The organism is Seonamhaeicola sp. S2-3, from assembly GCF_001971785.1.
Classification (GTDB): Bacteria; Bacteroidota; Bacteroidia; order Flavobacteriales; family Flavobacteriaceae; genus Seonamhaeicola.
On the sequence record NZ_CP019389.1, the window covers coordinates 1,232,457 to 1,247,114 of the forward strand.

The 14,658-nt window shown below is 33.4% G+C and carries 13 protein-coding genes; 9 read left to right on the plus strand and 4 right to left on the minus strand.

What is annotated here, in order from left to right:
• Positions 1-7: 7 nt before the first annotated feature.
• Both BWZ22_RS05805 and BWZ22_RS05810 read right to left on the minus strand, forming a co-directional pair.
• Complete coding sequence (locus BWZ22_RS05805) at positions 8-754, minus strand: LytTR family DNA-binding domain-containing protein (protein WP_198027652.1); 747 nt, start codon at positions 752-754, stop codon at positions 8-10.
• A complete protein-coding gene (locus tag BWZ22_RS05810; protein WP_198027653.1) occupies positions 747-2,780 on the minus strand; it encodes a tetratricopeptide repeat protein in 2,034 nt (677 codons plus the stop codon). The genes BWZ22_RS05805 and BWZ22_RS05810 overlap by 8 nt, the downstream gene beginning before the upstream one ends.
• Before the next feature lie 196 nt (positions 2,781-2,976).
• Here BWZ22_RS05810 and BWZ22_RS16735 point away from each other — a divergent pair, with 196 nt between their 5' ends.
• The 9 genes from BWZ22_RS16735 (at position 2,977) to BWZ22_RS05855 (ending at position 12,185) form a co-directional block, all read left to right on the plus strand.
• Positions 2,977-3,156 (plus strand): hypothetical protein, encoded by a 180-nt coding sequence (locus BWZ22_RS16735; protein ID WP_076698608.1) that lies wholly within the window; start codon positions 2,977-2,979, stop codon positions 3,154-3,156.
• Between the two features lie 397 nt (positions 3,157-3,553).
• Complete coding sequence (locus BWZ22_RS05820) at positions 3,554-4,735, plus strand: hypothetical protein (RefSeq protein ID WP_157607916.1); 1,182 nt, start codon at positions 3,554-3,556, stop codon at positions 4,733-4,735.
• Positions 4,736-4,754: 19 nt separating this feature from the next.
• A complete protein-coding gene (locus BWZ22_RS05825; RefSeq protein ID WP_076698611.1) occupies positions 4,755-5,282 on the plus strand; it encodes a hypothetical protein in 528 nt (175 codons plus the stop codon).
• A gap of 17 nt (positions 5,283-5,299) precedes the next feature.
• On the plus strand, positions 5,300-6,256 hold the full coding sequence (locus BWZ22_RS05830) for a DUF6175 family protein (protein WP_198027654.1): 957 nt from the start codon (positions 5,300-5,302) through the stop codon (positions 6,254-6,256).
• Between the two features lie 19 nt (positions 6,257-6,275).
• Positions 6,276-7,211: a hypothetical protein gene (locus BWZ22_RS05835; RefSeq protein ID WP_157607917.1), complete on the plus strand. Its 936-nt coding sequence runs from the start codon at positions 6,276-6,278 to the stop codon at positions 7,209-7,211.
• Between the two features lie 44 nt (positions 7,212-7,255).
• Positions 7,256-9,493 (plus strand): T9SS type A sorting domain-containing protein, encoded by a 2,238-nt coding sequence (locus BWZ22_RS05840; RefSeq protein WP_076698614.1) that lies wholly within the window; start codon positions 7,256-7,258, stop codon positions 9,491-9,493.
• A gap of 4 nt (positions 9,494-9,497) precedes the next feature.
• The gene (locus BWZ22_RS05845; protein ID WP_076698616.1) at positions 9,498-10,031 is read left to right on the plus strand and encodes a hypothetical protein; all 534 of its coding nucleotides are present in this window, start codon (positions 9,498-9,500) and stop codon (positions 10,029-10,031) included.
• Between the two features lie 30 nt (positions 10,032-10,061).
• Positions 10,062-11,189 carry a hypothetical protein gene (locus BWZ22_RS05850; protein WP_076698617.1) on the plus strand — a complete coding sequence of 376 codons (1,128 nt, stop codon included), beginning with the start codon at positions 10,062-10,064 and terminating at the stop codon, positions 11,187-11,189.
• Positions 11,190-11,195: 6 nt separating this feature from the next.
• A complete protein-coding gene (locus tag BWZ22_RS05855; protein ID WP_076698619.1) occupies positions 11,196-12,185 on the plus strand; it encodes a T9SS type A sorting domain-containing protein in 990 nt (329 codons plus the stop codon).
• 76 nt (positions 12,186-12,261) lie between these two features.
• Here the strand turns inward: BWZ22_RS05855 and BWZ22_RS05860 are convergent.
• Positions 12,262-13,490 (minus strand): IS3 family transposase gene (locus tag BWZ22_RS05860; RefSeq protein WP_371326805.1). Its coding sequence is split into 2 segments (ribosomal slippage): positions 12,262-13,130 and positions 13,130-13,490, totalling 1,230 coding nucleotides; the frame shifts between segments, so codons are not numbered across the junction.
• Between the two features lie 102 nt (positions 13,491-13,592).
• A complete protein-coding gene (gene fbp / locus BWZ22_RS05870) occupies positions 13,593-14,603 on the minus strand; it encodes a class 1 fructose-bisphosphatase (protein ID WP_076698620.1) in 1,011 nt (336 codons plus the stop codon).
• Between the last annotated feature and the right edge of the window lie 55 nt (positions 14,604-14,658).

Below are 14,658 nucleotides of genomic sequence, written 5' to 3' on the forward strand. Positions count from 1 at the left end.
TTTATGTCTATAAATTCAATAACTGTTTTAAAAACCCTTCCTTACTACTTAATGATACTTTAACTTTTTCAGCATTACTCATTACAACATATGGTGGTTTTGTTTTTGTGTATTTTTTTACGTGGCTTAGGTTTACCAAACACGACTGACTTACTCTGTAAAAACCACTTTCGTTTAGCATTTCTTCAAAACGCTTTAGAGTTTTTGAGCTTGTTATTTTCTTTCCGTTTTCAATGTAAATATCTGTATAATTTACATTAGCTTCACAATAAATAATACTAGAAACATCTAAAACAACACATTCATTTATAGTGTTTACACTTATACGTTTTTTGGTAGTGTCTTCTTTTAAATTATAAAGCAATGTATCTATTTTTTTATTTACATCTTCAGTAGATTTTTGAGATTTCAATCTACTAACTACCTCATCAAAATCATCTAAATCAATTGGTTTTAATAAATAATGAAGCGCCGCAAATTTAAAAGCTTTTACTGCGTATTTACTGTAAGCTGTAGTGAAAACTACCATAAAATTTAAGTGTTTAACTTGTTGTAAATACTCAAACCCTGTTTGATTATTAATTTCAACATCTAAAAAAACCAAATCGGGGTTTAATGCCTTTGTTGCTTCAATAGCACTTGTAAGGTTTGTGCATGTTTTAACAACATTAAAAACATCACTGTGCTTATTGGTTAACTTAAGCAAAGCATCAATACAATGCTGCTCATCATCTATAATTATTGTGTTAATCATCATTTAAATAGGCTAACTGAAAGGGCAATACAACTTCTACTCTTGTACCTACACTTTTATTAATAATTTTAACTTGTGCGTTTGTTTTTTTGGTTTTGTTTAAAACCGCAATTCTATCTTTTGTAATTTTTATACCCAATGATGTGTGCGCCATATTCTTTTTGTTTGCAAGTGGCATACCCACACCGTTATCATCTACACTGTAACACAGTTGTTGGTTGTTTATTTTTTTAACTTGAATGGTAATTACACCAGCATCGTTAAGTTTTGACACACCGTGCCAAATACTATTTTCAACAAAAGGCTGCATAATCATTGATGGAACTAAAACGTTACTTTTATCAATGTCATCATCAACAGTAATTTCATAATTGAATGTGTTAGGAATGCGTTTTTTTTCAATATCTAAATAATTTTCTAACAGTTTTATATCTTCTTCAACAGTAATATTTTCATACATAGACACCTCTAATGTCTGTCTCATTAGTTTGGAAAATTTAGTAAGGTAATTTGACGCATCATCAACCTTATTACTAACAATATAATTATTTATAGAATTTAATGTATTGAAAATGAAATGCGGATTCATTTGAGCACGTAATGCTCTTAATTCGGTTGTAGCAACTTTGGTGTTAAAATCGGCGTCTCGTTTTTTCTTATAAAAAACCATTAGCCCAATTACAAAACATACAATAATACCGCCAACAGCTAAATAGGTTGTTTTTATAAATTTTTGTCTCTCTAATTCATTTGCAAAAACTAACTGTTCTTGTTTGTGATTATTTTCTAGTATACTTTTTTCATTTTGGTACTTGTATTTTTCTTCAAGTCTTACTAACTCTCCTTTCTTTTCAATTGAATTAAAACTGTCTTTTAATTTAACTGCTTCATTAATATAATTATAAGCGTTTTTATAGTTTTTTAATTGCTTGTTTACTTGTGTTAAACCTTCTAAAGCAGATACTTGCAATGATAAATTTTGGACTTTTTTAGCTAAATTATAGGCGTTTTGATAATGATTTTTAGCTTTATATAAATTACTTGTATTTAAGTAACTTTCTCCCATATAGTTATAAACTATGGCTAAATTGTTGGTATTGCTCAACTTTTGATAAAGCGCTTTAGCTTTGTTAAAATTGTTTAGCGCTTTATTGTGTTTTTTTAATCCAACGTTTACAATGCCTATATTAGTTAGGGCGCTGGCCATTCCCAATTTATTTCCGCTTTTTTGCATTATACCATATGATTTTTGGTAATTTTCAATGGCTTTTTGTTGCTGACGTAAATAATCATAAATGTTACCAATATTGTTGTAACTATTTGCTAAACCGTATTTATAATCTAAAGTTTTATAAATTTTTGAAGCTTTTTCATGATATACTAATGCCTTATTATATGTTTTTAACTTAGTATATAAAATCCCAAGGTTTTCGGTGGTATTAGCAAAATCTAAACTAAGAGTATCATTTAAATGCCTATAAATAGTAAGTGCCTCTAAATAATTTGATAAAGACGTTGGGTAATCAGACAAATACATGTAATTCACCCCCATACTGTTAAGCATTTTCGCCATTAACACACTATCGTTGGCTTTTTTAAAGGCTTCAAAGGCTTCAATATTACATTTATTAGCCTTAATATAATCACTTTTGTTGAAATAAATGAGACCTTTATTATAAATAAGTCTTGCCTGCTTATTAAAATTATTATCGGCTTTATAAATTTCACCTGCCTTATCATACATAGCTAAAGCCATAGAATCATTACCTATAGTTGAATAATTATGCCCCTTGTATTGATATGCTCTGGCTTCTTTATCTGTATCTTTTAAACTTTTGGCAAGTGCAACTGCTTCATCTAAGACTTTTAACCCTTTTTTTGTGTTAATGGAATAGTAATAATACCCTAAATCTGTTAACAAATTTAATCTTGTAGAATCTGACAACTTAGTGCTTCGCAATTGATTTTCTAAAGAGTCTATTTCTCTCTGTTGAGCTACCAAAACAACACTTAGTAAAAAAAACAAGTAGCATATTTTTTTAAACATAAAAGGGTTAAAATATTGTTATTAAACCAAATATATAAACAATAGAGAGAATACACTATTAACATAAAACAAAAAACTACAAATAATAAGTAAAAGACGGCAAATAATAAATTTAGGTATTCTGTTAATAGCTGCAGTTCTATTTTCATGGCGCTATTAATTAATCCTGACCACAATGAAATCATTATCTCAAATAAGTATTACCAATTTGGTGTTTGTTCATTCTATTATAAATTTTCAACATTTATACTCTAAACCAAAAAGTAATAAATCTTCTAAAATAGACTACTATACATTAGGCTTATTTCTAGACCAAATTTATTGGTTTGAGCAAAAAAACTTGTTTCTGATATAGCTTTCTACTAGTATAGGAATATAAATACACTCTGAATTCAAAAGCATAAATAGAGTAGAAATCATTTTAAAAAATCTTTAGCTGATACTTCCTAAAACAGAGCATACTTAAGGGACCAAAAAAGTTTTTGCTAACCTTAATAAATCAATAATAAACATAAAAATTTTAAAAAAATGAATATAAAACAGTTACCCTCAATCTTAAAAGTATTTAAACAAATCAAGCCGTAGCCTTCCTGAAAGCCTTGCGGTATTATTATTAATTCATACACACTCTCAACATGAAACTTTTTTTTAAGAATGTTTTTTTTTCGCTGCTTTTTTTGTTTTCACTATCTACAAGCGCACAACAACAAAACACTGATGTGAAATATAAACGCAGTTCGCTGCACACCCTCATGATTAGTGATCCAAAACAGGAATATGCCAATACCATCCAAGACATTTTTGTTAATGCCCCTTTGCCCAACAAGTTCAACAACCACATGGTATTTACTAGGCTAATTCCTAAAAACGATACGACCTTGGCTTATACAAAACCAAAAGCTAGCGAACACCCCAAAAAGAAAGGGCTACTATCGAAAGTTTCCTTAAAATCTAACAATAATAGTTCTGATGACACCCAACATTTGGCCATATTAAATTATTTAAACAGTAAAAATATTGCTAAAGACATGGTTGCTAAATGGTTTAACAGAAGTGAAAACGGTGGTTTTAATATGGATTTAATAGCCGAAAGAGGCTTTTATAACGCCACCGATTTGGATGTGAAAATTGCCAACAATAGTGAACGCGGTTCGGCTATGTTAGCCGATGCAGGCGAAGCTCTTATAAAAAACACCTTTGTGGTGGTCAACAATTTTAAGTACACCAACAAAGAAGAAATAGCCAACCAAGCCAAAGGCATTTTGGGTAGCGTTTCAGATGTAGCTTCAATTCTCGGAAAAAACGATGTGGCAACGGTATCTGAGGCAACCTCTGCAGGCGTTGAAGTTGCTGGAAAAGGTTACATCATCAAAACCCAAGCCTTTTTGTACAAGCTAGTTTGGAACGATGACATAGCTGGGATATTTTACAATAGCTACTGGACGGAAGATAGTGCCATTGATCCCGAAAAGAAAAATGCTTTTGATGAGACCAACCTATTCAAGTTTGAATACATTGGTAACGCCACCTCTTGGGCCGATGTACAAAGCACCGTTTATACCAAAAAAAGCAACGAAGATTTAATAAGTATTGCAACGGTTAGAGCGGTTGACAACGTTATTGCCAAACTACAAAGGGAATTTGAAGTCTTCAGAACAAAAACGCCACTGATAAGTACAGATCCTTTGGCAGCAAAAATTGGCCTCAAAGAAGGTTTGGAAAAAGGAGACAAATATGAAGTTTTGGAACAAGTACTCAATGAAAATGGAGTTATTGAATACGAACGCTTAGGCGTTATAAAAGTTGAAAAGGATCTCATTTGGGACAACCGCTTTAATGCCAACGAAGAAAATCCTTCAGAATTGGAATATACCACCTTTAGCGGAGGAAAAAACAAATATTTCCCAGGTATGCTAATTAGACAAATTAATTAACATTAAATACTAAAACAACATGATACAAAAAACAAAACCACTATTTATTATAATTGCTTTCTTGGTAATTGGGATAAGTGCAAACGCCCAATGGAAAAATGAAAAAGCAAACAAAGACACCGAAATTTTTCGTTATGATATCGAGTGTGAAGGCATTGCAAAACTAGGCTCCAAACTTGTAAAAGTTTGGTCTTACTCCAAAAACCCAAAACATGCCATTTCGCATGCCATGAAAAATGCTGTACATGGTATCATTTTTAAAGGGTTTGCAGGCGGCGGACAAGGATGCACTTCTTTTAGCCCTTTACTAAAATCTGCTAAAACCGCAGCTGAACATGCTGAATTCTTTGATGCATTTTTTGCCGATGGCGGCGATTACCTTAAATACGTTTCTGCAGCTACAGACGGTAGCATAGCTCCTGGAGACCGATTGAAAGTAAGCAAACGCGAATACAAAATTGGCGCCGTAGTTAATGTCCAAACCGATATGTTAAGAAAACGATTGGAAGAAGAAGGCATTATAAAAGGTTTAGCATCTGGATTTTAATTATTAATACACAACTTATGAAAAAACTGAAACAGTTATACATTACCTATTGCCTATTTTTAATAAGTGTAATAGCATTTAGCCAAGCTAAAAAACCAACAATTATGGTGGTTCCAAGTGATGCTTGGTGCATAAAAAATGGCTACGTTATGAATTTTGATGACCAAGGCACTTTGGTTCAAATACCTGATTATCAAAAAGCATTTCAACAAGATTCCGACGTACTTTTAGTTATTAGCCAAATAAATGGCATGATGGCAGATAGAGGTTTTCCTCTAAAAAATATGGAATCGGTCATTAAAACACTAAAATCCAATTCGGCTGAAGACAATTTACGTTCCTCTAGCGATTCGGGTAGCGGTGTAGCCGAAAGCCCTATAGATGCTTTGAAAAAAGTGGCTAAAGCAGATATTATCATGCAACTTACTTGGACGGTAAACCAAACTGGTCCTAAAAAATCCATCACATTTAACTTGCAAGGTATAGACGCCTATACCGATAAACAAATTGCTACGGCTGCTGGCACAGGTGCGCCTTCATTTTCGGCCGAACTACCAGTATTGCTTTCCGAAGCCGTGTTAGCACACATGGATAAATTTACAGAACGTTTACAAGCCCATTTTGATGACATGTTTGAAAATGGTAGAGAAATTATTGTCCGCATTCAAAAATGGAACGATTGGGATGGTGATTTAGATACGGAATATGGTGGTGAAGTCCTTGGTTTTGCCATTGAAGATTGGCTAGCAGACAACGCTGTAAAAGGGCGATTTAGCACCACAGACATGACCGAAAACATGGCATTGTTTGAACAAGTTAGGATTCCATTAGAAAATGAACAAGGTAGAGCTTTAGATGCACGACGTTTTGTATATGAGCTTAGTAAATATTTAAAAAGCGCTCCATATAACATCCCAAACAAATTAGTCATGAAAGGGCTGGGAAGAGCCACCATAATTTTAGGTGGTAAATAAATTATTAAAAATGAAAGAAATGAAAAAATTAATATTCAGTTTTATACTTATTGCCTCACTAACATTGGTAGCGCAAAATAATGTTAATTATGACGGCATCTTTTTAGGAACCTACATTCCAAATCAAATAGAAAGTATTCCTACTTACGCAAAACGTATGTTTTCCAACAAATTAAACCAAATCATTACAAAAAACGGTATTGCACAGGGCGGTTTTGACACACGATTTATCATAACACCAAACATTACAGTGCTTAGTAAAGATATTATGCCTACGGCACCTCCAACAATTGCGCTAAACTTAGAGGTAACACTTTATGTTGGTGATGGTATTGAAGGCTCTTTGTTTACTAGTGAATCCTTAACAGTTAAAGGTGTAGGCTCCAACGAAAACAAGGCTTATATGGCAGCCATAAACCAAATAAAGCCTAAAAACCAAGCATTACAAAATTTAGTAACAAGAAGCAAAGAACGCATTATTGAATACTTTAACAACAATTGCAACTTGGTTATTAAGCAAGCTGATGCATTGGCATCTCAAAACAACTATGCAGGAGCTCTAGCTTTATTATCAAGCGTTCCTGAAGTTAGCACTTGTTTTGATAAAATAAAAACCAAACTTGCTACTTATTATGACAAGGCTATTGAATTTGATTGCAAAGTTAAACTATCGGAAGCTAGTGGCATTTGGGCCGCCAACCAAGACATTAATGCCGCTAACGAAGCCGCTGCACTTTTAGCAACTGTTGAACCAACCGCACCTTGTTTCAATCAAGTTAAATCTTTATTCTCTAAAATATCAGATAGAGTCAAAGAATTAAGCGACAGAAACTGGAACTACGCACTAAAAGTTTTAGATGTGGAAAAATCTAGAATCCAAGCGGCTAGAGATGTTGGGGTTGCTTATGGTAATAACCAACAGCCTAACACATATAATATTAGGGGGTGGTATTAATTACTCTCACTATAATTAATCACAAAAAATATCCAATTTTAAAAATGAAAAAAAATTATAATATCATTGTATTCTTTGTATTTAGCCTTTTTTCGTCACATTTCAGTGCTCAAAGCCCAAGTTTTGAATGGGGTAACTCAATAGGGAGTTCTGATGATGATTACAGTAGTTCTATTATAACTGACTCATCGGGGAACATCTATACTACAGGATATTACACAGGAACTGTCGACTTTGAACCTGGGCCAGGAACAACCAATATGACTGCTGTAGGAGATAAAGATATTTACATTAAAAAGACTGATTCAAATGGGAACTTCATTTGGGTTAAATCTATAGGAGGTACTGGTTATGATATTGCCACCTCTTTAACATCAGATACGACAGGAAATTTATACATTACTGGTGGGTTTTCTGGAACTGTAGATTTTAATCCAAATGTTGGCACATATAATTTGACTTCTTATAATAATAATTGGGATTTCTTTGTTCTAAAATTAGATAGTAATGGAAATTTTATTTGGGCTAATAGCAATGGAGGAACATCTACCGACTTATCTTACAGTATTGATTTAGATTCTTCTAATAATGTATATATAGCTGGTTTCTTCTACGGAACCACAGATTTTGATCCAGGGGTAGGAACTACTAACATAACAGCTTCAGGGTGCAATGATATCTTTATTCAGAAATTTGACCCTAATGGTAACCTTGTTTGGGTAAAAACAATTGGCAATACAGGATGTGATCAAGCCAAAAGCCTAACCATAGATAAAAATGATAATATATACACAATAGGTTCTTTTTCTGATACAGTTGACTTCGATCCAAATGCTGGAGTATCTAATTTATCCTCTAATGGGTCTAGCGAAGTTTTCATTTTAAAGTTAGATAGTAATGGGGATTTTGTTTGGGTTAAATCATTTCAAGAAGTTTCTTCTGGAGAATTCGGTTATCAAGCTAATTCTTTAGTTACAGATAACTCGGGAGACATTATTATAACTGGGAGTTATTCTGGTACGGTAGATTTTGACCCTGGATCTGGAATTTCTGCTCTTTCTACAAACGCTCTTGGAGATATATATGTGGTAAAATTAGATAACTCTGGAAATTTTATTTGGTTAAAATCAATGTCAAGTAATACCACAGGCCTTTACTCAAATGGAGCATCGCTAATAACAGACGCTTCTAAAAACATATATGTTTGTGGAGCTTTTAGCGGCACTATTGATTTTAATCCAAATACAGAAATTGAGAATTTAACTTCTGTAGGAGATAATGATGCTTACATTCAAAAACTTGATGCCTCTGGTAACTTTCTATGGGTAATCTCATTTGGAACTGGAGCCCCTGGAACATGGTGTAGTGCTTATTCAATAACTAATGATTTTTCTAATAATCTATATGTAACTGGAGGTTTTAATGGAACGGTTGATTTAGATTTTAATTCTGGCATAGAAGATTATACAAGTGCTGGTAATAGAGATGTTTTTAATTTAAAAATAAATCAACAAACAGCGGAAAATATTATTTGGTCTTCCGATTCTAGTGACTATGCAAACTTTTCAGCCACAAATAATGATGGCGATTCCTTTACTTGGGAAACAGAAAACGGCAATGTTGCAGGAAAAGGCCTTATAACAGATACAAGTTTCTTTTCTAAATCTTATGATGATATTGCTGGTGCATTAACCCCAGACAATTTACTTATTACACCAACTGGAGCCATAACCGTTCCTAGTAACGCATCATCCATTTCATTTAAACTAAATGTGGAGGCTTCTAGTAGCGATCGCCCTGCAGAACACTTTGCTATTTATGTTTTTGATGAAGCCGTAGGACAATCGTTTGACACCAAAATATATGAAGAAACTTTAACAGTAGGTGGTTCTGGAACAGCTAAAGATATTACAGCAGCTATACCCATAACATTTGCTGGAAAAAACATTGGCATCATTGTAAGGCACTTTAACACCGTTGGGCAAGACAAACTATATGTAGATGATTTTGAAGTAAGTTACGAAGCATCAACACTATCCACGGAGAAAAAAAATATTAACAACCTAACAGTATATCCAAACCCTACAAAAAACAAAGTTTATTTAAACCTAGACCAAGAAAGCTCATACGTGTTAACAAACATTAATGGTCAAGTTATAATAAGTAACATATTAGATAAAGGCGAGAATACCATAAACCTTTCTGAACTTCAAAACGGTTTGTATTTTTTAAACATCAAGTCAAGCTTGGGAACAATTACAAAAAAAATAATAAAAAACTAGAACCATGAAAACTTTTTCAAAAATAGCCTTCATTGTATGTTTTTCATTCGCTTTTAACTATTCAAGCATTTATGCCCAAAATGGTACCACACAATTCTCTGCCAAGATAAACGGTAGTGATTTTGTACCAACACCAGAAGATGGCTTTAGCCAAATTTTTGCGGTATTGGTAAAAACGCCCATGTTCTTTCAACTAAGCATTAACGGCAGTACTGTTATAGATAATGTTGCCAAAAGTATTCTTGTTTCAATAATGGACGAGAAATCGTTTAACACTGTGGGGCCAAATACCGTGTGGGACTCTAAAAACGACGGTGGGAAAGGTGTTCCCGTAGGGCACTATTTTGAAGTAGAGAACGATAATGAAAAAGAAGCCACTACTGAATCTACTGAAGATTCTTATTTAAAAATCACTTTTATTGACAAAACCAAACGCATTGTTTCTGGAGAATTTAGGTTTACTGCTTCAGATGGCGTAAACACCTACTCCATTACCGATGGTGTTTTCACCAATGTATCCTATAAGAATAAAATATAGCTATTAATTAATCCTTTAAAATTCTAAAAAATGAAAACAAAACTGTTACTCTCAAACATGGCCGTATTATATACCGCCTTATTATTGACCTCCTTGACGTATGCCCAAACCATCTGGCGCGTAAACAACCAATCAAACTACGATGGCACCACTAATTTTGGTGAAAATTATGGGGGAACACCTAGCTTTCCCGTATTTAGCGAAATTAACGAAGCTGTTGCTTACCCTAATGTAAATGATGGCGACATACTACATATAGAAGGTTCTACCATTGTTTATGCTGATGCCACAATTACAAAAGAGCTAGTTATTATTGGCCCTGGTTACTTTTTAACTGAAAACCCTAAAGTTTCAAACAATACCTATGATGCTAAAATTGGACGTGTTACATTTGATTCTGGTTCGGAATCGTCTCAACTAATAGGCATGAACGTTTTACATGACGGCAGTAACGTGGACGGTATTGTATATGTCAACGTCAACGATATTTCAATAAAAAGATGCCGCATCGAGCGCTACGTTCGACCCAATACACTTTTGATTGATCTTTATATTCTTCAAAATTTCTTTCCAAACACATACAATACTAGTGCTATAGCCGATACTGGAAGTAGTTCCTATATCCCTCCACAAGAAATTATATTCAACAACAACATATGCCAAAAAAAATTATTATGGACAGACAATGCATGGGGCACTGGAACTATTATGGAATGCAACAATAATGTTTTCGATGGACCAGCTAATGAATTAAATTTAGAGTTCAACACAGGCTCCTTCCAAAACAATATTCTAAAAGCCGCGGGTATTACTGCAAACATTAATAGTGGAACCAATAATAATGTACAGTATAATACAGTGTCAACCTCCGGTGTCTTTGATGGTACTACTGGAAACATTTGGGTACCAAGTATGGCTTTATTGTTTGTAGAAGAAGGCACCACCGATGGCTTATACCAATTACAATCGGGTTCTTCTTATAACCAAGCAGGTAGCGATGGTGCAGAACGTGGTGCTTATGGTGGTGTTGTGGAAATTAATCGTTATAACTTATCTGGCTTAGGTGCCATTCCCGTAGCTTATGATGTTACTACCACTGGTGTGTCCGAACCTGGTACAGGGCTTTCGGTAACCGTTAAAGCACGAACTAATAACTAATTTGCGATGAAACGGATTATTTTAACAGCCATTTTATTGGCCATTACACTGGGAATCCGTGCCCAATCCAACGCTACCCAAATTGAATATTTTTTGGATGTCGATAATGGATTTGGACAGAACACGGTACTTGATATCGCATCGCCGGATATAGATATTGCTGAAACCGTTTTAGCCGACATTCCTTCTGGCATTTCGGCGGGTTATCACAAACTCTACATTCGGGTAAAGGATGTCAACGGAAACTGGAGCCAAACCATAAGAAAACATATTGAAATTGTAGCCCCCTTTGTTGAAAACAATATTGTAATGGGCGAGTATTATATAGATGATACTGACACTGGATATGGTAACAGTACAACCTTTCCTATAAACCCTGAAGAACAAGATATTGAACAAGCTTTTACAGCACAAATAGCTGCCAATGTATCGTTGGGTTACCATAAACTCTTCGGAAGGATAAAAGACAGTTATGGTAATTGGAGTCATACCTTTAGAAAGAATATACAAGTGTATTTAAATCCAGATACCGATATTGTTGAAATAGAATATTTCTTTGAGGATGATTTTGGATTTAGTACAAAAAGCATAGAAAGTATTAGTACACCATCTGCCGATGGTGCTTGGACATTCAATGTGTCTTACCCCACTGGAAACTATAATTTTAACGATAACCTTTTTGTACGAGTAAAAGATTCTAATAACAAATGGTCTATTACTACAATTCTTGATGAAATAGAAAGCTTAAGTATTGATACTTACCTTCAAGAAAAAACACTTATTTATCCAAATCCTTTTAGTGACAATCTTTTCATCAAATTGCCCGATAACCAAACTATCTTAAAAACTAAGATCTATAATAATTTAGGGCAAGTGGTTTACACAAGTTCTAAAAATAACTCAAATATAAAATTAGATAGTATTCCTAATGGTCTCTACGTTTTAGTTTTAGAATCAGAATCTGGAAAAGCCGCATTCAAAATCATCAAAAATTAAATTGCTATTCTCAATTATCTATTTTTATATTTTGTTGAGTCGTCCTAAAATAGGTTGACAGTTTTTATAAATTAAATTAAACCTGAGAATTTAACTTCTCAGGTTTTTTGTTGTGTATAAAGTTAGGTGTTTTCATGTTAAGGCTCAAATGCGGTCTTTTATTGTTATAAGTTTCTATAGATTCTTTGATTAACCGTTCAAGCTCTCTTCCATTATTGCACTTATAAATTAAGAACTCTTGTTTTAAAATTCCATTAATGCGCTCTGCTAATGCGTTTTGGTAGCAATCATAACCATCAGTCATTGATGGTATTACGTTGTTTTCCCTTAAAGCCTTTTGATAGACAAAAGCACAATACTGTAGTCCACGATCAGAATGATGGATAATTTCATTATTTGTATCTCTTTTCTTTATGGCCATATTAAAAGCTTTGACTACATTTTTTGCACTCATATCATCACTTAATTGATATCCAACTATTTTTCTACTATAAGCATCTGTTACCAAAGATAAATAATGTGTTTTTTCTCTGCTTTTTATGTAGGTAATATCACTTACAAACACATGTTCTGGCCTATTAGGTTGGATGTCTTTTAGTAGGTTAGGGTGCTTTTTAAGCCAATGTTTTGAGTTTGTGGTTTTGGTATAGTTTTTCTTTGGTGTTATTAATAAATGTTCTGTTTTTAAATAAGCAAATAAGGCATCTCTCCCTATTTTTATTTGATGTTTATCAAACTCTGGCTTTAGCAAGTAGTAGAGTTTACGTGTACCCAGTCTTGGCATATCTCTACGAATAACAAGTACTAAGGATTTTATCTTTGAGAGTTCTTTGATACGTGCTTCTTTACGTTTTTGAGCTTGATAAACAGCTTGTCTACTTATCCCTAACAATCTACATGAGTGCGCAATGGCTACTTGCTTGTCTTGTTTGATGATTTGGATTGTTGGGATAAAAGCTTTTTTCTAATAGAAGTACCAAATTGTTTGTCTGATACATCTATCATTGTATTGAGCAATAAGTTCTTTAATCGCTCATCTTCTAGTTCTCGTTCTAAACGCTTTATCCTTTGGGCTGGTGTTTCTTTTTCTTTAGGCAAATTATTAAAGTTTGGTTTACTCCAATCTAAAGTACCATATTTTCTTAACCATACCAAAACGGTACTCCTTCCTTGGATACCATAAGCTTTTTGAATCTGTTTGTATGTGTAGTTGCCTTTTTCTACTTCGGACACCAAGGCTAATTTAAAGCCTAAATTGTAATCTCGTTGTGTGCGCTTAAATCGCTTGTGTTCTTTATTTTTCATAATAAGTCGATTTTGTGTCAACTTATTTTAGGACGGGACATGTAAAAAATAAAAAGCGAACCCAAAATAGGTTCGCTTTTTTTATGTTTTAATCCTTATATATCAAGAATGAGCATTTCTCATAAATTCTTCGCATTTTTCAACCATATTCTTACTACCACAAATAAACGGAACACGTTGGTGTAACTCTGTAGGCTCTACATCTAATGTTCTAGTAAAACCATCACTAGCTTTTCCTTTAGCTTGTTCTGCTAAAAAAGCAATGGGATTACATTCATAAAGCAATCTTAATTTTCCGTTAGGATTTTTAGAACTTTGTGGATATAAATAAATACCGCCTTTAATCATATTTCTATGAAAATCAGAAACCAAAGAACCTATATACCTTGATGTATACGGTCTATCATCTTCTTCTTTTTGACAATATTTTATGTAATCTTTAATACCTTGTGGAAAATGAATATAATTCCCCTCATTTACGGAGTAAATATTACCATCTTCGGGAAATTCCATATCGGGATGAGATAAATAAAATGAGCCTATTGCAGGGTTTAAAGTAAATCCGTTTACCCCATCGCCAGTAGTATAAACTAACATAGTTGATGTACCATATACAACATAACCCGCCGCAACTTGGGCACTTCCTTTTTGCAAAAAGTCTTCAAGTTGAACCGGACTTCCAATAGGGGTTACCCTTCTGTAAATTGAAAAAATGGTTCCAACAGAAACATTTACATCAATATTAGATGAACCATCTAAAGGATCTATTAAAACAACATATTTATTTTGATGATTTTCATCCTGACTGTTAATACTTATAAAATCGTCTTCCTCTTCACTTGCAATACCACAAACAATATTTCTTTTGGTTAAGGTTTGTATAAATTTATCATTAGCATAAACATCTAATTTTTGTTGGTCTTCACCCTGTATATTAGTATCTCCTGCAGCTCCAATTATATCTACTAAACCTGCTTTATTAACCTCATGGTTAACAACTTTTGCCGCTAGTCTAATGGAGTTTAAAAGGCTAGATAACTCGCCAGATGAATACTTGAATGATGTTTGGTTTTTAATTATAAATTCGCCTAAAGTTTGCTTTTGGTGAGCCATAAATGAGATGTGTTTTGTTTATACAAATATCAATAATTTTCAAATAACTACATCG

Bases quoted from the DNA above. Each gene is read 5' to 3' on its own strand.
- BWZ22_RS05805 (WP_198027652.1), bottom strand. From the start codon at position 754: ATGATTAACACAATAATTATAGATGATGAGCAGCATTGTATTGATGCT.
- BWZ22_RS16735 (WP_076698608.1), top strand. From the start codon at position 2,977: ATGAAATCATTATCTCAAATAAGTATTACCAATTTGGTGTTTGTTCAT.
- BWZ22_RS05820 (WP_157607916.1), top strand. From the start codon at position 3,554: ATGATTAGTGATCCAAAACAGGAATATGCCAATACCATCCAAGACATT.
- BWZ22_RS05825 (WP_076698611.1), top strand. From the start codon at position 4,755: ATGATACAAAAAACAAAACCACTATTTATTATAATTGCTTTCTTGGTA.
- BWZ22_RS05830 (WP_198027654.1), top strand. From the start codon at position 5,300: ATGAAAAAACTGAAACAGTTATACATTACCTATTGCCTATTTTTAATA.
- BWZ22_RS05835 (WP_157607917.1), top strand. From the start codon at position 6,276: ATGAAAAAATTAATATTCAGTTTTATACTTATTGCCTCACTAACATTG.
- BWZ22_RS05840 (WP_076698614.1), top strand. From the start codon at position 7,256: ATGAAAAAAAATTATAATATCATTGTATTCTTTGTATTTAGCCTTTTT.
- BWZ22_RS05845 (WP_076698616.1), top strand. From the start codon at position 9,498: ATGAAAACTTTTTCAAAAATAGCCTTCATTGTATGTTTTTCATTCGCT.
- BWZ22_RS05850 (WP_076698617.1), top strand. From the start codon at position 10,062: ATGAAAACAAAACTGTTACTCTCAAACATGGCCGTATTATATACCGCC.
- BWZ22_RS05855 (WP_076698619.1), top strand. From the start codon at position 11,196: ATGAAACGGATTATTTTAACAGCCATTTTATTGGCCATTACACTGGGA.
- fbp (WP_076698620.1), bottom strand. From the start codon at position 14,603: ATGGCTCACCAAAAGCAAACTTTAGGCGAATTTATAATTAAAAACCAA.